Below are 23197 nucleotides of genomic sequence, written 5' to 3' on the forward strand. Positions count from 1 at the left end.
CTGGTTAAAGACCGGCGCGCACTATACCTGAAAATGGCCGCGACGTGAGACTTTTTTGAACCATCGTGCCGCGTGGACAGCAGAGCCACGCGGGCTTTGCGCGAAATGACGGCGCAGTCTATTTTAGCAGAGACGCCTGCGCAGGTGCGGCAGCTGAAACCTTTCACTTAGAACACTCCGAGGATGCCGTCATGCCCACCCCCTGCCCTGGCACGGTCAGTTGCGAGCTGCGCGAGCACGTCATGCTCATCGGCCTGGACCGCCCTGCCAAACGCAACGCCTTCGATCTGCCCATGCTCGATGCCTTGAGCCTGGCCTATGGCACGTTCGAGCGCGAGCCGGCGGCTCGAGTGGCTCTGGTGTTCTGCCATGGCGAGCACTTCACCGCGGGGCTGGACCTGGCCGAGGTGAGCACGCGCCTCAGCCAGGGCTGGCAGGTGCCGCCTGGGGGCTGCGATCCCTGGCGGGTGTCGGGCGGGCCGGTGGTGAGCAAGCCGGTCATCGTCGCAGCTCGAGGTTATTGCCTGACCGTGGGCATCGAACTGATGCTCGCGGCCGACATCAACCTGTGCGCCAGCAATACCCGTTTTGCCCAGATGGAGGTGCAGCGCGGGCTGTTCCCTTTCGGAGGTGCCACTCTGCGCCTGCAGCAGATCGCCGGCTGGGGCAACGCCATGCGCTGGTTGCTGACCGGCGATGAGTTCGATGCCCATGAAGCATTGCGCCTGGGTCTGGTGCAGGAAGTGATGGCCAGCGAAGACCTGCTGCCCAACGCCCTGCAGCTTGCTCAGCGGATTGCCCGGCAGGCACCGCTGGGTGTACAGGCGACCCTGGCGTCGGCACGCCTGGCCGTGAGCGAAGGTGAAGGCGCCGCCAGCCGTCAGTTGGCCGCAACCAGCGGGCGCCTGTTCGCCAGCGAGGACGCGCGCGAAGGTCTGGCGGCCATGCAGCAGCAGCGCCCTGCCCTGTTCCGAGGCCAATAGCGCCGCCAGTGGCGCGGCGCACTGCCTCAGCTGGCCGGGCGCACCAGCTCGATCAGCCCCTGCAGCGAATAGCCCAGCTGGGGCGCCAGGGTCTCGGCACGCTGGCACAGGCCGGGCATGTCCAATACCTGCTCGAAATCGGCCGGCACCATGACGATGACATTGCCCTCCTTGACCGGCAGTTCCCAGTAGTGTCGCTGGTAGAGCCCGCGCAACAAGGCCGCTCCAAGCGGCTTGCCATCGTCACCTGCCCATTGGTTGATGATCAGCCAACCCTCGGGGTTCAGGCGTTGCTGGCACTGCTCCAGGAACCGCCAGGCCAGGTGGGCGGGCGCCGGACCGTGGTCGGTATACAGGTCGACGAAGATCAGGTCGGCGGTTTCGGCGGTGGGCAGCAGCTCGAGCGCGTCGCCGACGCGGATGTACAGCCTAGGATCGTCTTCCAGGCCCATGTATTCGATCGCCAGGCGAGGCACGTCCGGGCGCAGCTCGATGCACTCGACGTCGTCGAGCGGGAGGAACTTCAGGCACGCCTGGGTCAGGGTGCCTGCACCGAGGCCCAGGAACAGCGCGCTTTCGGGTTGCGCATGGCAGAGCGCGCCCACCAGCATGGCACGGGTGTAGTCGTATTCCAGCCAGCTGGGGTCGGCCGTGAACGTGCAGCTTTGTTCGATGGCGTCGCCGAACTCGAGGAACCGGTAGTCGGCGACTTCCAGCACGCGGATCATGCCCCAGGCGTCGTGCACTTCGGCCAATACGCGCTCGGTGCGTTCGCGGGGTTGCAGGGTGTCTTGGTCTTCCACCTGGAGGCTCGTCACGACGAATGAAAGCGCCGATTGTGGCATTAATCCGCCGAGGTCGGCACCTTGTCTGGCGGCTCGGGCCTCAGACCCTGAACAACAGCAGGATGGCGCACAGCAAGAGGAACACGCAGAAGCTGCCGCGCAGGACTTTTTCCGAAAGGCTGTAGGCGATCTTTACCCCCCAGCTGATGCTCAACAGACCGCCGATGGCCATTGGCACACCCATGGCCCAATCGACGTGATCGTGCACGGCATAGGTCAAGAGGGTCACGCTGGTACTGGGCGCGGCCAGGGCCAGCGACAGGCCTTGGGCCATGATCTGGGTGGTGCCGAAAACGCTGGTCAGCACGGGCGTGGCCAGCACGGCGCCGCCAACCCCGAAAAAGCCTCCGATCACACCGGAAAAGCCACCCAGTACGCCCAGCCACGGCCAGGCATGACGCATCTCGCCCGTACCATTCACGGGGCGCAGGAACATCTGCGCAATGTTGTAGACTACCAGCGCCAGCAGGAAGGCCACGAAGCCTACCCGCATCGACGCCGGATCCAGCCCTGCGGCAAGCATTGAGGCAAGCCAGGCGAACACCAGGCCACCGCTGGCCAACGGTAATGCATGTCGCCACGGAATGGGGCGACGCTGGTGATAACGCCACAACGCCAGGAGTACGTTGGGCACGACCATCACCAGCGACGTGCCCTGGGCCAGTTGCTGGTCCACGCCGAACAGCACGCCGAGTGCCGGGATCGCGATCAAGCCTCCGCCGATGCCGAACACCCCACCCAGCGTGCCCATCACCGCACCCAATGCAATGTAGAGCAATGTTTCGAACATACTGCCTCTCTATCCACCGTCGTGCATCACCCAGCCGTGCATCCTACCAGTGTCACCGCCGCCGAAGGATGTAGAAGTGCTGCACAACCTCGAACGAACTATGCGCGGTGTTTGTAGCTCGAAATCAACACCAGCTTCACGAAGGAACGAGCGAAGCGCCGAAACCTGCGAACGGCGTATCGCCTAATGCACTTGCACCAATGGAAAAAGGATCAGCATGAACACCGAATCCATTCACGACGAGGCAGTCAGCGCCGACGACAGCCTGCTGCTGGATAATCAGCTGTGTTTCTCGCTGTACTCGACATCGCTGCTGATGACCAAGGTGTACAAGCCCTTGTTGCAGGCACTGGGCCTGACCTACCCGCAATACCTGACCATGATGGTGCTGTGGGAAAAGAACGGCATGACCGTGGGCGAAATCAGCACCCGCTTGCTGACCGACCCAGGCTCGCTGACGCCCCTGCTCAAGCGCCTGGAGGCCGAAGGCTTGCTCAGCCGTACCCGCAGCAAGGACGACGAGCGCGTGGTGATCGTCGAGCTGACACCCCAAGGCCGCGCCCTGCGCGACAAAGCCGAGTCGGTACCGCTCAACATCGTCAAGGCCAGCTGCCACAGCAGTGCCGAGCTGCGCGCGCTGCAGAGCAGTCTGCTGGCGTTGCGCAAGAACCTGCAGCAAGGGCTCTGATACCCCGTCCGAAGACTTGGCGCGCAGGTGCTATCATCGCGCATTACCTGCCCCAAGGACCGAATGCACCCCATGGATTATCGCAAGCCTTCAGATCGCAAAAGCATGCACTCGCGGATCGTCCAGGAGCTGGGAATGCAGATCGTCTCCGGCCGCTTCAAGCCTGACGATCGCTTGCCCGCCGAAGCCCTGCTGTGTGAAGAATACGCGGTCAGCCGTCCGGTGCTGCGCGAGGCCACGCGCGTGTTGGTGGCCAAGGGTCTGGTGTATTCCAGGCCGCGGGTGGGTTCGGTGGTCAAGCCGCGCCGTGAATGGCACATGCTCGACCCCGATGTCCTGCACTGGGTGATGCAGAGCACGCCGCAGAACGAGTTCTTCGCCTTGCTGACCAGCGTGCGTACCATCATCGAGCCGGCAGCGGCGGCGCTGGCCGCCCAGCACGCCACCGAGGCCGAAGTGGCTTCGATTGGCGAGGCCTACCAGCGCATGGAAGCGGCCGGGTCGGTCGAGGACGTGCTGCAGCCGGACCTGGATTTCCACAGCCGCATCGCCGATGCCACTCACAATGACCTGCTCGCACACCTGTGCAACATGTTGTCGCTGGCCTTGCGTGAGGCCCTGCGTCATTCCAACCGGCGACCCAACCTGCACGAGTTGGCCCTGCCGCGGCACAAGGCAATCCTGACTGCCATCGAGAACGGTGATGCTCTGGGCGCCCGGCATGCCACGCTGGTCCAGCTCGACGACGCACGCAACGCGCTCAGCGTAGTGCTCGGACGCGCCGAATCGCTCTAGGCCTGGTCAGCACTCCGGCGGCGGCGCCGCGATCAACGACCCCGCAACCAGAGCAGGAAGCGCGAAGCGAACTCGGGCACCGCGCTGAAGATGTACCCGTTGACGGCCAGATTGGCCAGCGACACGACCAGGAACAGCTGGGGAATGCTCAGCTTGGCGACGCTGAGCAGGAGGATGGAAACGATCGCCGAAACCACCATGAACAGCGAATTGAGGATGTTGTTGGCCGCGATGACCCGCGCGCGCTGCTCCGTGGCGGTGCGTGACTGGATCAGCGCGTACAGCGGGACGATGTAGAACCCGCCGAAGACGCCCAAGCCGAGGATATCCAGCAATACCCACCAGGTCTGACCATGGCCCAGCGCTGTCAGCCAGCCTTGTGGCTGCGCGGTTGGCACCAGGCCGTCCGAGTGCCACCAAAGCAGCAGCCCGAACAGCGTCAGGCCGAGCGCCCCCAGGGGCACCAGGCCCATCTCGACCTTGTGCCGGGACAGGCGCTCGCACAGCATCGAACCCAGCGCGATGCCCACCGAGAACACGGTGAGGATCAAGGTGACCACGGTTTCGTCGCCGTCCAGCCACTGCTGGGCATAGGCGGGAATCTGGGTCAGGTAGACGGCGCCGACGAACCAGAACCAGGAGTTGCCGACCAGCGAGCGCGAGACCGCGCGGGTCTGACCCAGGCCCAGGCGCAGGGTGAACCAGGTCTGCCGGGCGATGTTCCAGTCCAGCACCAGCCCCGGATTGGCAGCGCTGACCGGCGGGATGCTGCGGCTGGCGACATAGCCGAGCACGGCGACCAACAGCACGGCGGTGGCGACGACACCGGCGTAGTGGGCGGACGACATCATCACGCCCGCACCGATGGTACCGGCCAGGATCGCCAGAAACGTGCCCATCTCCACCAGGCCATTACCCCCCACCAGCTCTTCAGGCCGCAACGCCTGAGGCATGATCGAGTACTTGACCGGGCCGAACAGCGCCGAATGGGTGCCCATGGCGAACAGTGCGACGAGCATCAGCCACAGGTGATCGAAAGCCAACCCGACCGCACCCACCGCCATGATGACGATCTCGGCCAGCTTGATGGCGCGGATCAGGCGGTCCTTGGCGAACTTTTCGCCGAACTGCCCGGCCAGCGCCGAGAACAGAAAGAACGGCAGGATGAACAGCAGCGCGCAGAGGTTGACCCAAACCCCGCGGTCGCCCTCGATGGCAAGCTTGTAGAGGATCGTCAGGATCAGCGATTGCTTGAAGATGTTGTCGTTGAACGCACCCAGGGCCTGGGTCACGAAAAACGGCAGGAAACGGCGCCTGCCGAGCAAGGCGAACTGCGACTGCTGACTCATCGATCCTGTACCTGAATGATGCCGCGTGGGCTGGGCTCTGGCGGGGCAACGAAGCCATGGGCAGCGGCGGCATCGTCGGCGCACAGCATAACGCTATACCGCCTATCGCCCAACTCGATGACAGTGGCTGCGACCATGGTCGGCGCTGACGGCGCAGCGTGCGCCGTGCGAGACTGGCGGGTGCCCGCTTCGACGGGTGCCTGCCCGCCCCGTTCCGGAGTCATCGATGTCGTTGTCCAGCGGATTGATCGCCACCGTCGCCCTGGCCTACATGGCCGTGATGTTCGCCATCGCTTTCTACGGCGACCGCCGCAGCACGCCCCTGCCGCCCCGTGTACGGGCCTGGGTCTACAGCCTGTCGCTGGCGGTGTACTGCACCAGCTGGACGTTTTTCGGCGCGGTGGGCCAGGCGGCCGAGCAGTTGTGGGCGTTCCTGCCGATCTACCTGGGGCCGGTGCTGCTGATGCTGCTGGCGCCGTGGGTGCAGCAGAAAATGGTGATGATCAGCAAGCAGGAGAACATAACCTCGATTGCCGACTTCATCGCGGCGCGCTATGGCAAGTCGCAGAGCCTCGCCGTGGTGGTGGCGCTGATCTGCCTGGTCGGCGTGCTGCCCTACATCGCCCTGCAACTCAAGGGCATCGTGCTGGGCGTGAACCTGCTGATCGGCGCCGGTGCCGACGCCACCGGCACCCGCGTACAGGACACCGCCATGGTGGTGACGCTGGTACTGGCGCTGTTCACCATCCTGTTCGGCACACGCACGCTGGACGTTACCGAGCACCACCGCGGCATGGTCCTGGCAATTGCCTTCGAGGCGCTGGTGAAGTTGTTCGCGTTTCTGGCCGTGGGCATTTTCGTCACCTACGGGCTGTACGACGGTTTCGAGGACCTGCTCGACCAGGCCATGCTGGCGCCACGCCTGGAAGCGTACTGGAAGGAGACCATCAATTGGCCCTCGATGGTGGTGCAGACCGGGGTGGCGATGATGGCGATTCTTTGCCTGCCACGGCAGTTCCACGTCACCGTGGTGGAGAACACCGACCCGCAGGACCTGCGCCTGGCGCGCTGGGTGTTTCCCGCCTATCTGATCCTGGCCGGGCTGTTCGTGGTGCCGATCGCCTTGGCCGGGCAGATGCTGCTGCCCAGCTCGGTGATTCCCGACTCGTTCGTCATCAGCCTGCCACTGGCCGAAGCCCACCCGGCCCTGGCCTTGCTGGCCTTCATCGGCGGTGCCTCGGCGGCAACCGGCATGGTCATCGTCGCCAGCGTAGCGCTGTCGACCATGGTTTCCAATGACATGCTGCTGCCCTGGCTGCTGCGTCGGCAAAGCGCGGAACGGCCCTTTGAAGTGTTTCGCCAGTGGATGCTCAGCGTCCGCCGAGTGAGCATCGTGGTGATCCTGCTGCTGGCCTACGTCAGCTACCGTCTGCTCGGTTCCACCGCGAGCCTGGCCACCATCGGCCAGATTGCCTTTGCCGCCGTAACCCAGCTGACCCCGGCAATGCTCGGTGCGCTGTACTGGAAGCAGGCCAACCGGCGCGGAGTTTTCGCCGGGTTGGCGGTGGGCATCTTCCTCTGGTTCTACACCTTGGTGCTGCCGGTGGCAGCGCACAGCTTGAACCTGCCGCTGGACGTGTTCCCCGGCCTGGCCTGGATCCACGGCAACCCGTTCGGCCTGCCCATCAGCCCCATGACCCAAGGGGTGGTGCTGTCGCTGGCCGGCAATTTCATTCTGTTCGCCTGGGTTTCGGTGCTGTCGCGTACCCGCGTCAGCGAACACTGGCAAGCCGGGCGATTCATCGGCCAGGAGATCAATGCCGGGCCCCATGGCCGCTCGCTGCTGGCGGTGCAGATCAATGACCTGCTCAACCTGGCGGCACGCTTCGTCGGCGAGGAGCGCGCACGGCAAAGCTTTCTGCGCTACGCCTATCGGCAAGGCAAGGGTTTCAACCCCAACCAGAATGCCGATGGCGAGTGGATTGCCCACACTGAACGGCTGCTGGCCGGTGTGCTGGGCAGCTCGTCGACGCGAGCGGTGGTAAAGGCGGCCATCGAAGGCCGCGACATGCAGCTCGAAGACGTTGTGCGTATCGCCGACGAAGCCAGCGAAGTGCTGCAGTTCAACCGTGCCCTGCTGCAGGGCGCGATCGAGAACATCACCCAGGGCATCAGCGTGATCGACCAGTCGCTGCGTCTGGTGGCCTGGAACCACCGCTACCTCGAGCTGTTCAATTACCCGGAAGGCTTGATCAGCGTGGGGCGGCCGATTGCCGACATCATCCGCTACAACGCCGAGCGCGGCCTGTGCGGGCCCGGCGAGGCGCAGGTACATGTCGCCAGGCGTCTGCACTGGATGCGCCAGGGTCGCGCGCACACCTCCGAGCGGCTGTTTCCCAACGGGCGGGTCATCGAGCTGATCGGCAACCCGATGCCGGGGGGTGGCTTCGTCATGAGCTTCACCGACATCACCGCCTACCGCGAAGCCGCACAGGCGCTGAAGGACGCCAACGAAGGCCTGGAACAACGGGTGACCGACCGCACCCACGAACTGTCCCAGCTGAACCAGGCGCTGACCGAAGCCAAGGGCCATGCCGAGTCGGCGAACCAGTCCAAGACGCGCTTCCTGGCCGCGGTCAGCCACGACCTGATGCAGCCGCTCAACGCGGCACGGCTGTTCTCTGCGGCGCTGTCCCATCAGCCGGGCCTGTCGGCCGAAGCCAGCCAACTGGTGCAGCACATGGACAACTCCTTGCGCTCGGCCGAAGACCTGATCAGCGACCTGCTGGATATTTCCCGTCTGGAGAACGGCAAGATCAGCCCGGACCGCAAGGGGTTCGCGCTCAATGAACTGTTCGACGCGCTAGGGCCGGAGTTCAAGGCTCAGGCGCGGGAGCAGGGCCTGGATTTTCGCCTCAGGGGCAGCAGCCTGCGCGTCGACAGCGACATCAAGCTGTTGCGGCGCGTGCTGCAGAACTTCCTCACCAACGCCTTCCGCTATGGGCGTGGCCCGATCCTGCTGGGCGTGCGGCGCAAGCCTGCTGCGCTGAGTCTGGAGGTGTGGGACCGAGGCCCGGGCATTGCCCGCGACAAGCTGGAAATGATCTTCGAAGAATTCAAGCGCCTGGACAGTCACCAGACCCGTGCCGAGAAAGGCCTGGGGCTGGGCCTGGCGATTGCCGACGGCCTGTGCCGGGTGCTCGGCCACCCGCTGCAGGTACGCTCATGGCCCGGCCATGGCAGCGTGTTCAGTGTGACCGTACCACTGGCCGGCGCAGACACTGCAACCGCCCTGCCCGCGCCGCTGCCCATCAGCCAGCCGCTGGGTGGCGCACGGGTGCTCTGCGTCGATAACGAAGACAGCATTCTGCTGGGCATGCACAGCTTGCTCAGCCGCTGGGGGTGCGAGGTGTGGACCGCGCGCAATCGCCAGGACTGCGCAGCGCTGCTGGCCGCTGGCAAGCGGCCGCAATTGGCGTTGGTGGATTACCACCTGGACGAGGGCGAAACCGGTACGCAACTGATGGCCTGGCTGCGCACCGCGCTGGCCGAGCCGGTGCCGGGCGTGGTGATCAGCGCCGACGCGCGCCCCGAGACCGTCGCCCTGGTGCACGCGGCTGGGCTGGACTACTTGGCCAAACCCGTGAAGCCTGCGGCCTTGCGGGCGCTACTCAACCGGCACCTGGGCCGGCACTGACACGCCGTCGGCATCGGCCTCGGCGCCGCTGTCCTGGTGGGCCTCGGTCATGGCGCGTTCGAGCAGGTCGGGCGGCAGGCTCTTGCTGGCACGGGCGCCCAGCAGCTTGAGTTGCTCGCTGCGGCTGACCAGGTTGCCACGTCCCTCGGTGAGTTTGTTGCGCGCCGCGCCGTAGGCCCTGTCCAACTGCTGCAGGCGGTTGCCGACTTCGTCGAGATCCTGGATGAACAGCACGAACTTGTCATACAGCCACCCGGCGCGCTCGGCGATCTCGCGCGCGTTCTGGCTTTGCCGTTCCTGCTTCCACAGGCTGTCGATGACGCGCAGGGTGGCCAGCAAGGTCGTCGGGCTGACGATGACGATCTGCCGGTCGAAGGCCTCCTGGAACAAGTTGGGCTCGGCCTGCAACGCGGCCGAGAATGCCGCTTCGATGGGCACGAAGAGCAGCACGAAATCCAGGCTGTGCAAGCCATCAAGGCGACTGTAATCCTTGCCCGAAAGGCCCTTGACGTGATTGCGCAGCGACAGCACGTGCTGCTTCAGGGCCGCCTGGGCGATGGCGCCGTCTTCGGCGGCGATGTATTGCTGATAGGCAGTGAGGCTGACCTTGGAATCGACCACCACCTGCTTGTCGCCGGGCAGCATGATCAGCACGTCGGGCTGGAAGCGCTCGCCATCCGGCCCCTTGAGGCTGACCTGGGTCTGGTACTCGCGGCCCTTTTCCAGGCCGGCATGCTCCAGCACCCGCTCCAGAATCAGCTCGCCCCAGTTGCCCTGGGTTTTCTGGCCCTTGAGGGCCTGGGTCAGGTTGGTGGCTTCGGTGCTCAGGCGCTGGTTGAGCTGTTGCAAGCGCTCCAGTTCCTTGCCCAGGGAGAAGCGCTCGCGGGCCTCGTTCTGGTAGCTCTCTTCAACGCGCTTTTCGAACGACTGGATACGCTCCTTGAGCGGGTCGAGCAGTTGCCCCAGGCGTTGCTGGCTGTTTTCGGCGAAACGTTGCTCGCGCTCGTCGAAGATCTTGCCCGCCAGTTCGGCGAACTGCGCGCGCAGCTCGTCCCGTGAACCCTGCAGGTCGTTCAGGCGTTGCTGGTGGCTGTCCTGTTGTTCGCGCAATTCGGCTGATAGCCCGGCGCACTGGGCATCGAGGCGACGCAGCTCGGTTTCCCGGGTGCTGCGCTCGATGCTCCAGGCGTGGGCGGCATCGCGGGCATTGTCGCGTTCGTTCTGCAGCAGTTCGACCTCGCGGCGCAGGCCAGCCAGTTCGGCTTGCTTGGCCGAGTTGGCCTGGCTGAGGTCGCTGACTTCATCGCGGCAGGCATCGAGCTGCGCGCTCAGGCCGTCCTGGGCCAATTGGGCGTTACTCAGGCGCTCGTCGAGCAAGGCGACCTGGGCCAGGGCGGCGGTGCTTTTGCGCTGCAGCTGCCAGGCCAGCGCCAGGCAGGGCAAGGCGGCCGCCAGCAGGCCAATCAACAGGCTGGTCACGTCCAGGGCCATGGTGTGCTCTCATGCGGATTCGATGAGCGGCAGTCTGAGGCTATCGGCCGCCAGGGGCAAACCGCGTGTCAGCCGCGGCGCAGATCGCTCAAGGCGGTCTGGGCGCCTGCATCGCCGGCACGGGCAGCCTGACGCAGGAGTTCCTGACCGATGCGCTGGTCGCGGGCGTTGCCGCAATCGCGGCACATCAACTGGCCGAGGCGGCTCTGCGCGACCACCACGCCTTCGCGCGCGGGTTGCTTGAGCATGCGTCCGGCCAGGTGCTTGACGTTGACCTTGTGGCCCAGGCGGGGGCTGTCGAGCAGCCAGAGGGCAACCTTGAGGGTGAAACGCTTGGGTGCGGCGGGTGCGGCGGGTGCGGCGGGTGCGGAACTTTTCATGACAAAACTTTGGGCAGATCGGAAAAGCGCGCCACTCTACTCTTTTTTCCCGACGAATGCGCGGGGGCAATGACCAGCGCCACACCCCCCTCCCCGTAGGAGCGGTCCGTGGCCGCGAAGGGCGCAACGCGGTGGGTCAGGCGTACCGCGGCGCCCTTTTCGCGGCCGATGACCGCTCCCACGGGAGATGGCGCTGATCCCCGTGGCAGCGCATGACCACTGTAGGAGCGGTCCGTGGCCGCGAAGGGCGCAACGCGTTGGGTCAGGCGTACCGCGGCGCCCTTTTCGCGGCCGATGACCGCTCCTACGGGAGATGGCGCCCGATCCCCGTGGCAGCGCATGACCACTGTAGGAGCGGTCCTTGGTCGCGAAGGGCGCAACGCGGTGGGTCAGGTAGCGAGGGTCACGGCGCCAATGCCGGGGTATGGCGCTCGATCCCCATGGCAGCGCATGACCACTGTAGGAGCGGTCCGTGGCCGCGAAGGGCGCAACGCGGTGGGTCAGGTAGCGAGGGTCACGGCGCCGATGCCGGGGAAGTCGACTTCGATGCTGGCGCCTGGGGGCGCCCAGTGGATGCCAGTCCAGCTTCCGGTGGCGATCAGATCGCCCGCGCGCAGGGGGTTGCCCAGTGCGACAGCGTGTCGCGCCAGCCACGGCAGGGAGTTCAACGGTTCGCGGAACGGGTGGCTGCCCAGGCCACGCACCACTTGTTCGCCGTCGATGCGCAGCATTGCGGCCTGGGCCGACCAGTCGGGGATGGACGCCAAAGCCACCGGCATGCCCACAATCAACCCCCGGTTCAGTTGCTGGTCCGCCAGTCGCAGCAAAGCATCGGCCTGGGCACCGTTCTCCCAGCGCGTGTCGCACAACTCGATGCCAGGCATCCACGCGTCGATGGCTGCATACGCCCCAGCCAGGTCGGTATGTTCATCCAGATCCCTGGACAGCCGCACGAACAGTTCGCCTTCGATACCGAACCCGTGGCAGTGGCCCGGTGGCACCTGCCAACCGGACGCCTGCACCGCGCTGGCCGGCACGCCGGCGGCGCTGATGAAACCTGCGGGCGCCCCGCCCAGCTTCCACGCCCGTGCGGGCGCATGGGCGAACCAGCCCATTGCCTCGGCCACCCGCTGCTGCACCTCATACGCCTGCGCCTGGGTGTCCAGGCGCATACCGTCGACCGGCTGCCGGCGATGCTCGCGCCAGGCGCGGATCAGCCGCTCGGCTACCTGCTCGACCGCGCTCATACCGGCAACTCGGTCTTGCGCCGGCGTACCTGCGCCGGTGCCGGACGCTCGCAGGGCAAGAACTGGCCCCGCCCTGCTTCGCCTCGCGGCTCACCGTCCCATACCACCTCGCCGCGCGACAGCGTGATGGCCGGCCAGGCGCTCAATTGCATGCCGGCGTAAGGGGTGTAGTCGACATTGTGGTGCAGCATTTCGTTGCTGATCGACACCGGCTGCCCTTCGTCCCAGATCACCAGATCGGCATCGGCGCCGATGGCGATACTGCCCTTGCGCGGGTACAGCCCGTACATCTTTGCAGCGTTGGTCGACGTCAGCGCGACGAAGCTTTGCGCCGTGATGCGCCCGGTGCGCACGCCTTCGGACCACAACAGCGCCATGCGGGTTTCGACACCGGGAATGCCGTTGGCGATCTGGTCGAACGACACGTCTTCGCCGTGGGCCTTCTTGCCATCGGGGCCGTCGTAACGAAACGGCGCGTGGTCGGACGAGAAGATCTCGAACGAACCGTTTTCCAGCCCGTCCCAGATCACCTGCTGGTTTGCGGCGTCCCGAGGCGGTGGGCTGCAGATGCATTTGGCGCCTTCGAAGCTGTCGTCGCAGCCCAGCGAGTCGGCGGTCAGAAACAGGTATTGCGGGCAGGTTTCGGCATACACCTTCAAGCCGTGGTTCTGCGCCCAGCGAATCTGCTCGACGGCCTCGCGACCCGATACGTGGACGATGAGGATGGGCACATCCACCAGTTCGGCCAAGGCAATGGCGCGGTGCGTGGCCTCGCGTTCCACCAGAATCGGTCGCGAGCTGGCGTGGTAGCGCGGCGCGCCGAGCCCGGCCGCCAGCAGGCGCTCGGTGAGCCAGGCGATGCAATCGCTGTTCTCGGCATGCAGCATGACCATGGCCCCTTCGCGGCGGGCCACGGACAGGGTTTCGAGGATCTCCCGATCGCCCAGTTTCAGCGCGTCGTAGGTCATGTAGATCTTGAACGAGGTATAGCCCTCGGCAATCAGTGCCGGCAATTCTTCACGCAAGACCTGCGGGGTCGGGTCGGTGACGATCAGGTGGAACGCGTAGTCGATGACCGGCTTGTTGCCTGCCCGGCGATGGTAGTCATCCACTGCTGCACGCAGGGTTTCGCCCTTCTGCTGACAGGCGAACGGAATCACCGTGGTGGTCCCACCGCAGGCCGCCGACACCGTGCCACTGAAAAAATCATCGGCCATCACCGAGCCGTCGCCGGTGGGCTGGTCCAGGTGCACATGGCTGTCGATGCCGCCCGGGGTCACGTGCCGGCCGGCCGCGTCGATTTCCGCAAGGCCTGGGGGCAGCTCCAGGGCCAGGGCGACGATGCGCCCGTCGCGAATGCCGATGTCACTGGTGAAGGTGTCTGCGGCAGTGACCACGCGAGCGTTGCGAATAACCGTATCGAAAGGTTGCATATCAAGCCTCTTCAAGCAGTAGCCGGCCCCAGCCGGTCAAGCGACGTGTGTCCACGCCGGTCATGTTCAACACGTCCCAGAGCACCGTCGTCACCGTGTCGAACACCGGTACCCCGTGCTGGCGCTCCCAGGATTCGGCACGGTGAGCGGCGTGCAGGTTGGTGCAGAAGGTGGTGATGGCCTCGGCACCGGCCGCGACCACCTCGGCCACCTGACGATCCAGGGTAGCTTCGTCCACTTCGGCAAAGGAGAAATTGTCCTGCAGCGACAGGTGGCTTTCGGCGCTGGCATCGATACCCAGCGCGGCATAGTTGGCAACGATCTTCGCCTGTACATCCGCCAGATACGGCGAAACCAGGCCCAGGCGGCGAATGCCGAAGCGCTGCAACGCCTTGTTCAGTGCCAGCACCGAGGTCGTCGCCGGTATCGCCGTGGCCTCGGAAATGGCCTGGCATAGCGCAACGTCGGTATCGAAACCCAGCCATCCGGCAGAGGTGCCGCTCCAGCCGATTGCATCGACATGGGCATCGGCCAGCAAGCGCGCCGCGTCCAGAATCCGCTCGCGCTGGAACTGGCCCAGCGCGTCGGCACTGAGGGCGATCTGGGTGACACTGAAGCGTGAGAAATGCACGCTGACTTCCGGCAGGCTGGCTATCAACGCCTGGGTCAGTGGCTCCAGTGCGGTGTTCGAGGAAGGCGTAAGCACGCCCAGGCGAATACGGCGGGTCATGCTGGACCTCCAGTGATCGCGTGCGAGGAAGGATAGGCGCGCAGAGGGTTTTCGCAACGTTGCCACAGGTCGCGGCACACGGTGTCGGCTGCGGCACGTACACAGGCTTCGTCGACCAGGGTCGAGCGGCCTTGGTCGATCACCACCCGACCGTCGACGATCACGGTTTCGACGTCGGCCCCGGTGGCGTTGTGCACCAAACTGCCCAGCGCATCGATGCAGGGAGTGAGGTGGAGTTGTCGATAGTCGAGGATGGCCAGGTCAGCCAACTGGCCGACCGCCAATCGACCCAGATGGTCGCCCCAACCCAGCGCCGCGGCGCCGTTGACGGTGGCCATGCGCAGCACGTCGCGTGGTTGCCAATCGTCGGCTACTTGCCCGGCACTCAACCGCCCTACCGCCAGCGCCCAGCGCATGACCTCGATCATGTCGCCGTGCATGGTGTCGGTAGCCAGGCACAGGCGCGCGCCGGCCTGCAACAGGCGACGCGTGGGCGCTACCCGGCCGGACATGGCGTTGCCGACCGGGATGTGCACGACATGAGCACCCGAGGCGCCGATGCGGGCGATGTCCTCGTCATCCACATGAATGCAGTGACCGGCCAGCAGGCGCGAATCGAGCATGCCCAGCTCATCGAGCAGTTGCACCGGCGAGCGGTCGTGGGTAGCGCGCACCCAATCCAGTTCGTCCTGGCTCTGCGCCAGGTGCGTGCTGATCTGCAGACCATGCCGGCGGGCCAAGGCATCGATCTGGCGCAGGAAGTCCAGCGAGCAGGTATCGGGCGCGTGAGCGGTCAGGTGGGCCTGGATGCGTCCGTCGGCCTGCCCTGCCCAGCGTTCGACGAAGGCCTCGGCATGGTCCAGCTGGACCAGGCCACGCTTCAGGTCGAAGCGCCGCGTGCCTTGCAGCACCGAGGCGAAATCGACATCGGCCAGACGTTGGCTGGCGAACAGGCGCACACCGGTTTCGGCCATGCCTGCCACGGTGTGCTCGGCATGCACGAAGCTGTCCGCAAGCGTGGTGCAACCCGCCCGCAGCGCTTCCAGTGCACCGAGGCGGGACAACGCCAGTGCTTCCTCCGGGCTGAGCCATGAAGCCTGCGGCAGGCCGGGGGTGTAGGACGGCGCAAAGCCGCAGTCCGGCGCCACTCCACGGACGAAATTCAGGCCGGCATGGTAATGGGTATTGATGAAGCCGGGCACCACCACCCGGCCCGGCAAGTGCAGATGCCGCACGGCTTTGGGCGCAGCCTGGTCGGCTGGCCCGACGTGGGCGATGCGTTGGCCACGGATGCCCAGGCTCGCGGACTGCGCAAGGCCGTCGACCGGGTCCAGCAGCACCGTGCCGGTAATCAGTAGATCCAGTGGATTGTCGATCATGCGGCCATCCACCCGCCGTCCACCATCAACGTGGTGCCAGTGATGAAGCTGGCCTCGGCGCTGGCCAGAAACAGCACGGCCTTGGCGACATCGTCGGGATGGCCCAACCGCGGCCAGGGGGTACGCTGCGTGGCCCGCGCCATCACCGCCGGGTCTACCGCCCGGCCACCGGCGCCGGTCTGGATCTTGCCGGGTGCCACTGCGTTGCAAACGATGCGCTGCTCGGCATAGTCGCTGGCGACCTGCCGGGTGAGGTAATCCACAGCCGCTTTGCTCACGCCATAGGCCAAGTCGTGGGGTGCGGCAATCATGCCGTGTTGCGAAGACAGGTTGACGATGCGTCCGCGGGTCTCACCCACTATCGCCTGGCCGACCATTTGCCGCACGGCAGCCCGACAACAGCGGTAGACCCCCCCGAGATTGACGTCCAGGACACGCTGCCAGTCGGCCTCGTCAAGCTCGAGCAAGGGCCGCGCGTGGCGGATGCAGGCGTTATTGACCAGCACATCGAGGCGCCCGAAGCGCGCTACCGTGGTTTCGACCAAGGCTTCGACCTGAGCACTGTCGGCAACGTCAGTCTGTACGAACAGGGCCTGATGGCCAGCGGCGCGAATCAGGTCGGCGGTTGGCTCGCCGCCCTCGATGACAGCCGTGGTGACATCGGCGATGACCACGCAGGCACCGTGGCTTGCCAGGTGCCAGGCAATGGCGCGGCCGATGCCGGAGGCCGCACCGGTGACGATGCACACCTGGCCCGCCATGCTCGATGCGTTCGCCAAAGGGGTGGGAATCATGGGTTCACCCTTGTCTGGGGGCCTGCCACCTGGGCAAGCCAGTGATGAAAATCGTGATCGGCAGCGTCGATGTCGAATCGCGGAACGAAGCTGCAGTCTTCGCGCAGGCGATCGACCGCCATGCTCGCCCGATCGTAGTCGGCGTACAGCTCGATGTTCGGCGTTTCACCCGGCGCCGCCAGACGCCAGCGGAAGTCCGGGAAGCGTGTGGCCAGACGAGCGCACCATTGACTCAACGGCCATTGGAAACCCGCCGCCAGGTTATAGAGGGGATATCGCCACTGCGGCTGGTCCAGCAGGCAGCCGATGGCCTGCGCGGCGTCGCGGACATACAACCAGTCGCGCAGGCTGTCGCGCGCGAGGATCGCCGTGCCGCCACGGCGGGCCACTTGCAACAGTTGCAGGGGCGCGCTGAGGGTGTCGCGCACGCCGCTGTCGGCTTCCCAGGGCCCGAAGCAAGTGCCCAGGCGGCCGATAACCAAGGGCAACCCATGCAGTTGGGCAAGGCGCCGCGCCGCATCCTCGGCGCTGCGCTTGGATTGGCCGTACAGGCCCTCGGGGGCCAAGGCGGAACGGGCTTCGTCGAGCAACGGCGCGTGACGCCCGGCGCTGCCGTAGACCGAGCCCGAGCTGATGTGCACCAGCCGCGACACGCCGCACTCGGCGCTCGCGCCGATGGCCGCGAGCACCCCGCCCACGTTCACTTCGAAGATCGCCTGTGGCGCCAGACGCTCGCGGTCGGCGTCGGCGGTGATGGCGGCCAGGGTCACCACCCGTTGGGGACGATGGCGACCCATGAGCGTACGCAGGTCGGTCGCATCGCGCACATCGCCCCGATGCTCGATGAAGCGTCCCGGCAACTCGGCGAAAACCGCTCGCGCGGCGTCAGGAATCGGCCCCAGGTCGAAACCGATCACTTCTTCACCCGCCATCAGCAGGTGCTCGCTCAAGGCCAGGCCGACGAAGCCACTGCTGCCGGTGATCAGCGTCTTCATCTCAGGCGTTTTCCCGTACCGGCTCCGGGCGCAGCAGCGCCAGGATATGCCGCTTGTAGTCGTTGAAGGCCTTGCTGGTCGGGTCGCGCGGACGTTCCAGCTCGATCGGCAGCAACTCGCGGATGCGCCCTGGGCGGGCCGACATCACCGCCACATGGGTACCCAGCGCCAAGGACTCATCGATGCCGTGGGTGACGAATACGATAGTGCTCTGGCTCTCGCGCCAGATCCGGATCAGCTCGGCGTGCATGTCCATCTTGGTCTGCTCGTCCAACGCACCGAACGGCTCATCCATGAGGATCACTTCAGGGTTCATGAGCAATGCGCGGGCGATGCCCACGCGCTGATTCATGCCGCCGGAGAGTTCGCTGGGAAAGTGATTCTCGAAGCCGGTCAGACCCACCATTTCGATGAATTTCTGCGCTTTCTCACGACGTATGTCCTTGCCCACGCCGCGCATCTTCAGGTGAAAGGCAACGTTCTCCCAGACCGGCAACCACGGCATCAGGTTGGCTTGCTGGAACACCACGCCACGATCGGCCCCCGGTGCGGTGATCGACTGCCCGCCCACGCTGACCGTGCCCTGGGTAGGGTGATCGAAGCCGGCGATCATGTTCAGCAGGGTCGACTTGCCGCAGCCACTGGGGCCCAGCAGGCAGAGAAATTCGTTGCGCGCCACTGTCAGGCTGACGTCGTCCAGGGCAACGATGCCGGTGGGTCGCTTGGGGTCGTCGAACACCCGCGAGACGCGGTCGATGGTGATCAGTGCCATGCCTCAGCCCTCCTTCTGCAACGTGGAACCGCGCTGCCAGCGCAACAGGTATGCGCCCACCCGCTTGATCGCATAGTCACTGAGAAAACCCAGCAGGCCGATGCTGACCATGGAGGCGATGACGATGTCGTAACGCAGGAAATAATAGGAATCCCACAGCACATAGCCGACGCCGCTTTTCACCGCGACCATTTCCGCTGTGACCGTGAGCATCCACGCCGAGCCGATGGCGATGCGCAGGCCCGAGAAGATGCTCGGCAGCGCCGCCGGGAAGACGATGTAAAGCAATAGTTTGCTTGGCGTACCACCGGTCATGGCGCCTGCGCGCAACAGGTTGCGGTCGCAGTTCTTGACACCGTGAATGGTGCTCAACAGCACCGGGAAGAACGACCCCATGAACACCAGAAAGATTGCCGGTTTGTCGGCGATGCCGAACCAGATGATCGCCAGGGGAATCCAGGACACCGGCGGTATCGGGCGCAGAATCTGCAGCACCGGCTCGAACAGGTTTTCTGCGGTGCGCGACCAGCCGATGGCCATGCCTGCGCCGACGCCGAGCAAAGCCGCGATAGCGAAGCCTGCGAACACCCGGAACGAGCTGGCGGCTACATCGAGGATCCAGTGGCCGCTGTAGCTCTGCGTGTTGCCGTCGGTGGCGAAGACCCAGTCGGCCCAGGCGATCATCACCTGGGACGGGGCCGGCAGCAGCGCCCGCGGCAAGATGCCGGAGCGGGAAAAGATCTCCCAGCCCACCAGCAGCAGCACCGGCACGATGCCGCGCTCGATGCGTTTGTACAGGCGCCGGCCCAGAGATGGGCCATGCCCTCGCCCGACCCCGTGCGCCTTGATGGCGGTACTTTTCATCTCAGTACCCCAGCTCGGTTTTCGGCTTGCCGGTCACCGCTTCCAGAAAGCTGTAGTCCAGGTTCTTCTCCACCTGCTGGCTGACATCGGTGCTGATGTACTTGAGGTCACGCATCATTTGCGCAATGGCCACCGCCGAGGCGCGGTGCATGGCGTAGTCGGGGTAGAGGTTGTCGACCGCGCCGGTGGCGATGGCCTTGTCCAGCCCGGTGACTTTCTGGATGGTGTCGATGAACAGCGGCTTGTCGTTGGCCATCAGGTCATTGACCTTGACGATGGAACGCACTGTTTCCTCGACGCCCTTGCGGTTGTCCTCGATCACATCGGAGCGGGTAACGATCAGGTTGGTCAACTTGCCAGCCGCCTGGTCGTAGGGAAAGTCGAAGAACTTGGCCGCCTTGACCTCGCGGATCTGCGTGGCGAACGGGTCTACCGACGTGATCAGCTCCACTTCGCCGCGGCGCAGTGCCTGCACGTGGTCAGACGGGTTGGGGATGTTGATGAATTGCACATCCTTGTTGATATCGATGCCGTGCTTGAGGAACGCCCCGCGCATATGGATATCCTGGGCGTTGCCGCGCGAAGCGGCGACACGGAAAGGCTTGTCTTCGGCCTTGTACTTGTCGATGAGCGCCTTCAAGCCGACCCAGTCGCCTGGCTGCAGCGGCAGGTCGTTGCCCACCAGAATCTGTGAGCCGCCGTTGATCTGCCCGGACACGGCCACCACGTCGAACCCCTTGTCCAGCGCGGTGGCGTAATGCAGGTAGGTGACCTGCGCCACGTCGATGCTCTTGGACAGCAGCGCCGTGAGCACGTCGTTGCCGGTGTTGAAGGCAATGGCGTCGAGTTTCACCCCGGTGGCGTTTTGCGGCGTCAGGGACAACGGCGTGCAGTGGGCGCACTTGGCATAACCAAGTTTGACCGGTTTGGCTTCGTCGGCATGGGACATGGCCATCATGCCGAGGCTCAACACCAAGGCCGAAAAGGCACGCTTGAGCAAGGTAGTGGACGAACGAATAGCTGGCATCGGGCTTCTCCAATTGTCACTAAAGGCTGAGGCTTTGTGGCAAAGAGTTTGCAACCGTTATGCCATGTTTGTGGCACTGGCTGGAAACCGCCTTGGTTTCAAAGCCGGCCTATGCAGCTCAGGGGCTGCACAGCGGGGCCTCGGTGACCGCACGCAGCGGCATTCGCGGTCGCAGACTGCGCCGGTGAGTACGGGATGATCGCGGCCAGGAAAGCGATCGCTGCGAGCCTATGGGTCGCCGTGGTGCATGTTTGGACAACCGCACACCATTTTGTGACAATCCGCCATCTGACAGTAATGAAGCTTACGAGGAGCCTTTACGTGCTCGATCAACAAACATTCTCCCCCCGCCCGCGTCGTGTTCGCAGTACCGGGCAGATCCTGGGCACCGGCAGTACCCGCGATGGCATCTACGAGCGCATCCTCAACGCCGTGATGGAGCACCGCCTGATCCCCGGTACCAAGCTGGTGGAAGAGAAGCTGGCCGGGGTGTTCCAGGTCAATCGCACGCGCATCCGCGAGGTGCTGGCGCGCCTGGCCCATGAGGGAGTCGTCACCACCATTCCCAATCGGGGTGCGTTCATCGCCAGCCCGTCGGTGGAGGAAGCCCGGCATGTCTTTCAGGCCCGGCGCATTCTGGAGCCGGCGCTGATCCGTAGCCTGGTGGCCAAGGCCGACAGCCAGCAGTTCAGTCGCCTGCACGCCCACGTGGCTGAAGAACGCGCCGCTCGCGAGACAGGCGACAAGCGCGCGGTGATTCGCCTGTCCGGCGAGTTTCATCTGCTGATCGCGCAGATGGTCGACAGCCCGCCCCTGGTCAAACTGATGCGCGAGCTGTCCTCGCTGACTTGCCTGATCATTCTGCTGTACGACTCGCCGAACGTGCCTGCCTGCCCCAACCATGAGCACACCGAAATCGTCGAAGCCATGGAGCGAGGCCAGGTCGAGGCAGCCATCGCCTTGATGCTGGGGCACCTGGACCACATCGAGGCGACGCTGGACCTATCGGTGGAAGAAGAAGCCGAAGTCGACCTGCAGGCAATTTTCGGCTGACGCCCCACGCAACCTGACCGCCAGGAACCGCCATGAGACTGCTGATCATCAATCCCAATATCTCCCACAGTGTCACCGACCTGATCGAGGCAGAAGCGCACCGCACGGCGGCTGCGGATACGCAGATCCAGATGGCGACCGCGGCGAGCGGTGTGGCTTACATCGAGACCCGCTTCGAAGCCCTGCTCGGCGCCCACGCAACGGCGCTGATCGCCGGGGAGCGCCTGGGCAGCTACGACGCAGTACTGGTGGCAGCATTCGGTGATCCCGGGCTGCTTGCGCTCAAGGAGGTACTGGACGTGCCGGTGGTGGGCATGACCGAAGCGGCATTGATGACGGCCGCCCAACTGGGCCAGAGGATCTCGATCATCGCCATCTCCCGGCGCATCACCAGTTGGTACCGCGAGTGCGTGGCACAGAACGGCATGCTCGACCGTCTGGCCAGCATTCGCCATCTGGACCGCCCGTTGCGCGATGCCGGCAGCGTTCAGGAAGATCATGCCGAGCGCCTACTGGAGCTCAGCCACCTGGCGGTGAACGAAGATGGCGCCGACGTGCTGATCCTCGCCGGTGCCCCACTGGCTGGGCTGGCACGGGGGTTGGCCGGGCGGTTGCCGGTTCCGGTGGTGGATGGAGTCTCGTGCGGCGTGGCCCAGGCGCAGTTGTTGCACCGCCTGCAGGCCGGTCGGGCCACCCAAGGCAGCTTCGCCCGCCCGCCGGCCAAACCCAACCAAGGCTTGCCAGCGGGGTTACAAGCCCTCCTGTAGCAGCGGTGCAAGCCGCGTCCGGGTTCACCGCGGTAGGCCAGACCAATCGCGTACACCGCCGACGCGGCTTGCGCCGCTGCTACAGGTCGGCCCAAGCCGCACCCATTGCCGCAAACGCCGCAATTCGTGTAGCAGCGGTGCGAGCCGCGTCCGGGTTCAGCGTGGTATGAATTCACACTGCGGCAGCATCACGCTCCAGCCACGCCTGGGCAATCTGCTCGCGGGTGGCGAACCACACACCTTCATGGCCCTGCGCGTACTCGATGAACTTCTGCAGGGCGCGCACCCGGCCCGGGCGTCCGACCATGCGCGGGTGCAGACCGACGGACATCATGCGCAGGCCGTCTGCAGATTCTTCGTGCAGCACCTCGAAGCTTTCCTTCATGTATTCAAGAAAGTCGGAAGCCTGGGACAGGCCCGGCGAATTCCAGTAGCGGAAATCATTCACGTCACTGGTGTACGGCACCACCAGGTGGCGTTTGCCTTCGACGTCGACGAAGTACGGCACGTCATCGTTGTAGGCATCGGAGTCATAGAGGAACCCGCCCTCCTCAGCCACCAGGCGACGAGTGCGTACGCTGGCGCCATAGCGGCAGTACCAGCCTACCGGGCGCTTGCCGCAGGTGCGCTGGAAGGACTCGATGGCCAGGCGGATGTGCTCGCGCTCCTGCTCCTCGGTCAGGCGGAACACTTCCTCCCAGCGGTAGCCATGGCTGCACACTTCGTGGCCCAGTTCGACCGCCGCGCGCGCCACGTCGGGGTTCTGCTCGAAGGCCACCGCGCAGGCATGGAACGTGGCCGGCACGTTGGCCTTCTGCAGAATCTGCAGGATGCGCCAGATGCCGACCCGCGAGCCATATTCGTACATCGACTCCATGGCCAGGTTGCGTACGCCATCGGGAAACTGATAGCTGCCCCACTCGGTCATGCTTTCCTGATCGGGATCGCCCATGGCCAGGGACCGTTCGGAGCCTTCCTCGTAGTTGATGACCAGGCTGATCGCCAGCCGGGCGCCATTGGGCCAGGTACCCTGGGGACGTTGCTGGCCATAGCCGACCAGATCTCTTAGGGGTGATGTCACGGTACGGCTCTCCAGCAGGTTGGGCAAAGTGCCGGGC

At 65.2% G+C, this 23197-nt stretch carries 21 protein-coding genes and 1 pseudogene; 6 read left to right on the forward strand and 16 right to left on the reverse strand.

Annotated features, from left to right (window positions below; all coding sequences use genetic code 11):
• Positions 1–191 precede the first annotated feature (191 nt).
• Positions 192–983, forward strand: coding sequence for a crotonase/enoyl-CoA hydratase family protein (locus tag IFT57_RS02300; protein ID WP_192150284.1), 792 nt, complete (start codon positions 192–194; stop codon positions 981–983).
• A 26-nt stretch (positions 984–1009) separates the two neighbouring features.
• Here IFT57_RS02300 and IFT57_RS02305 read toward each other — a convergent pair whose 3' ends face one another.
• Both IFT57_RS02305 and IFT57_RS02310 read right to left on the reverse strand, forming a co-directional pair.
• The gene (locus IFT57_RS02305; RefSeq protein WP_192150857.1) at positions 1010–1711 is read right to left on the reverse strand and encodes a spermidine synthase; all 702 of its coding nucleotides are present in this window, start codon (positions 1709–1711) and stop codon (positions 1010–1012) included.
• Between the two features lie 157 nt (positions 1712–1868).
• The gene (locus IFT57_RS02310) at positions 1869–2618 is read right to left on the reverse strand and encodes a sulfite exporter TauE/SafE family protein (RefSeq protein ID WP_122797358.1); all 750 of its coding nucleotides are present in this window, start codon (positions 2616–2618) and stop codon (positions 1869–1871) included.
• Positions 2619–2835: 217 nt separating this feature from the next.
• On the opposite strand from IFT57_RS02310, the gene IFT57_RS02315 reads away from it, so the two are divergent.
• Positions 2836–3306, forward strand: coding sequence for a MarR family winged helix-turn-helix transcriptional regulator (locus IFT57_RS02315; protein ID WP_122713140.1), 471 nt, complete (start codon positions 2836–2838; stop codon positions 3304–3306).
• 72 nt (positions 3307–3378) lie between these two features.
• Positions 3379–4101 (forward strand): FadR/GntR family transcriptional regulator, encoded by a 723-nt coding sequence (locus IFT57_RS02320; RefSeq protein WP_192150286.1) that lies wholly within the window; start codon positions 3379–3381, stop codon positions 4099–4101.
• Positions 4102–4145: 44 nt separating this feature from the next.
• Here the strand turns inward: IFT57_RS02320 and IFT57_RS02325 are convergent.
• Together IFT57_RS02325 and IFT57_RS02330 are read right to left on the reverse strand one after the other, a co-directional pair.
• Positions 4146–5450, reverse strand: a pseudogene (locus tag IFT57_RS02325) (MFS transporter); the annotation flags it as partial.
• Positions 5447–5674, reverse strand: coding sequence for a hypothetical protein (locus tag IFT57_RS02330; RefSeq protein WP_192150287.1), 228 nt, complete (start codon positions 5672–5674; stop codon positions 5447–5449). The gene IFT57_RS02330 and the pseudogene IFT57_RS02325, both read right to left, overlap by 4 nt.
• Positions 5675–5676: 2 nt before the next feature.
• Here IFT57_RS02330 and IFT57_RS02335 point away from each other — a divergent pair, with 2 nt between their 5' ends.
• Positions 5677–9147, forward strand: coding sequence for a hybrid sensor histidine kinase/response regulator (locus IFT57_RS02335; protein WP_192150289.1), 3471 nt, complete (start codon positions 5677–5679; stop codon positions 9145–9147).
• Here IFT57_RS02335 and rmuC read toward each other — a convergent pair.
• The 11 genes from rmuC to IFT57_RS02390 form a co-directional block, all read right to left on the reverse strand.
• Entirely contained in the window at positions 9118–10524 is a 1407-nt protein-coding gene (gene rmuC / locus IFT57_RS02340) for a DNA recombination protein RmuC (RefSeq protein ID WP_192150859.1), read from the reverse strand. The genes IFT57_RS02335 and rmuC overlap by 30 nt on opposite strands.
• Before the next feature lie 182 nt (positions 10525–10706).
• Entirely contained in the window at positions 10707–11018 is a 312-nt protein-coding gene (locus tag IFT57_RS02345; RefSeq protein ID WP_192150291.1) for a sel1 repeat family protein, read from the reverse strand.
• A 500-nt stretch (positions 11019–11518) separates the two neighbouring features.
• Positions 11519–12265: a 2-keto-4-pentenoate hydratase gene (locus IFT57_RS02350; RefSeq protein ID WP_192150300.1), complete on the reverse strand. Its 747-nt coding sequence runs from the start codon at positions 12263–12265 to the stop codon at positions 11519–11521.
• Positions 12262–13698, reverse strand: coding sequence for a dihydropyrimidinase (hydA, locus tag IFT57_RS02355; protein ID WP_192150302.1), 1437 nt, complete (start codon positions 13696–13698; stop codon positions 12262–12264). The genes IFT57_RS02350 and hydA overlap by 4 nt, the downstream gene beginning before the upstream one ends.
• Before the next feature lies 1 nt (position 13699).
• The gene (locus IFT57_RS02360) at positions 13700–14428 is read right to left on the reverse strand and encodes a maleate cis-trans isomerase family protein (RefSeq protein WP_192150305.1); all 729 of its coding nucleotides are present in this window, start codon (positions 14426–14428) and stop codon (positions 13700–13702) included.
• Positions 14425–15807, reverse strand: a complete 1383-nt coding sequence (locus IFT57_RS02365; RefSeq protein WP_192150307.1) for an amidohydrolase family protein — start codon at positions 15805–15807, stop codon at positions 14425–14427. The genes IFT57_RS02360 and IFT57_RS02365 overlap by 4 nt, the downstream gene beginning before the upstream one ends.
• Positions 15804–16601, reverse strand: coding sequence for an SDR family NAD(P)-dependent oxidoreductase (locus IFT57_RS02370; RefSeq protein ID WP_199868681.1), 798 nt, complete (start codon positions 16599–16601; stop codon positions 15804–15806). Before IFT57_RS02370 ends, IFT57_RS02365 begins: the two co-directional genes overlap by 4 nt.
• A complete protein-coding gene (locus IFT57_RS02375) occupies positions 16598–17596 on the reverse strand; it encodes an NAD-dependent epimerase/dehydratase family protein (RefSeq protein WP_192150309.1) in 999 nt (332 codons plus the stop codon). The genes IFT57_RS02370 and IFT57_RS02375 overlap by 4 nt, the downstream gene beginning before the upstream one ends.
• A 1-nt stretch (position 17597) precedes the next feature.
• The gene (locus IFT57_RS02380; protein WP_192150311.1) at positions 17598–18368 is read right to left on the reverse strand and encodes an ABC transporter ATP-binding protein; all 771 of its coding nucleotides are present in this window, start codon (positions 18366–18368) and stop codon (positions 17598–17600) included.
• A 3-nt stretch (positions 18369–18371) separates the two neighbouring features.
• On the reverse strand, positions 18372–19232 hold the full coding sequence (locus tag IFT57_RS02385; protein ID WP_122713151.1) for an ABC transporter permease: 861 nt from the start codon (positions 19230–19232) through the stop codon (positions 18372–18374).
• A 1-nt stretch (position 19233) separates the two neighbouring features.
• Positions 19234–20259, reverse strand: a complete 1026-nt coding sequence (locus tag IFT57_RS02390; protein WP_056843238.1) for an ABC transporter substrate-binding protein — start codon at positions 20257–20259, stop codon at positions 19234–19236.
• 321 nt (positions 20260–20580) lie between these two features.
• On the opposite strand from IFT57_RS02390, the gene IFT57_RS02395 reads away from it, so the two are divergent.
• Together IFT57_RS02395 and IFT57_RS02400 are read left to right on the forward strand one after the other, a co-directional pair.
• A complete protein-coding gene (locus tag IFT57_RS02395) occupies positions 20581–21312 on the forward strand; it encodes a GntR family transcriptional regulator (RefSeq protein WP_342030326.1) in 732 nt (243 codons plus the stop codon).
• A 32-nt stretch (positions 21313–21344) separates the two neighbouring features.
• Complete coding sequence (locus IFT57_RS02400) at positions 21345–22079, forward strand: aspartate/glutamate racemase family protein (RefSeq protein WP_192150313.1); 735 nt, start codon at positions 21345–21347, stop codon at positions 22077–22079.
• 172 nt (positions 22080–22251) lie between these two features.
• Here the strand turns inward: IFT57_RS02400 and IFT57_RS02405 are convergent, their stop codons facing one another.
• Complete coding sequence (locus IFT57_RS02405; protein ID WP_122799912.1) at positions 22252–23160, reverse strand: polysaccharide deacetylase family protein; 909 nt, start codon at positions 23158–23160, stop codon at positions 22252–22254.
• Between the last annotated feature and the right edge of the window lie 37 nt (positions 23161–23197).

Origin of the sequence: Pseudomonas sp. CFBP 13719, assembly GCF_014842095.1 — a bacterium.
Classification (GTDB): Bacteria; Pseudomonadota; Gammaproteobacteria; order Pseudomonadales; family Pseudomonadaceae; genus Aquipseudomonas.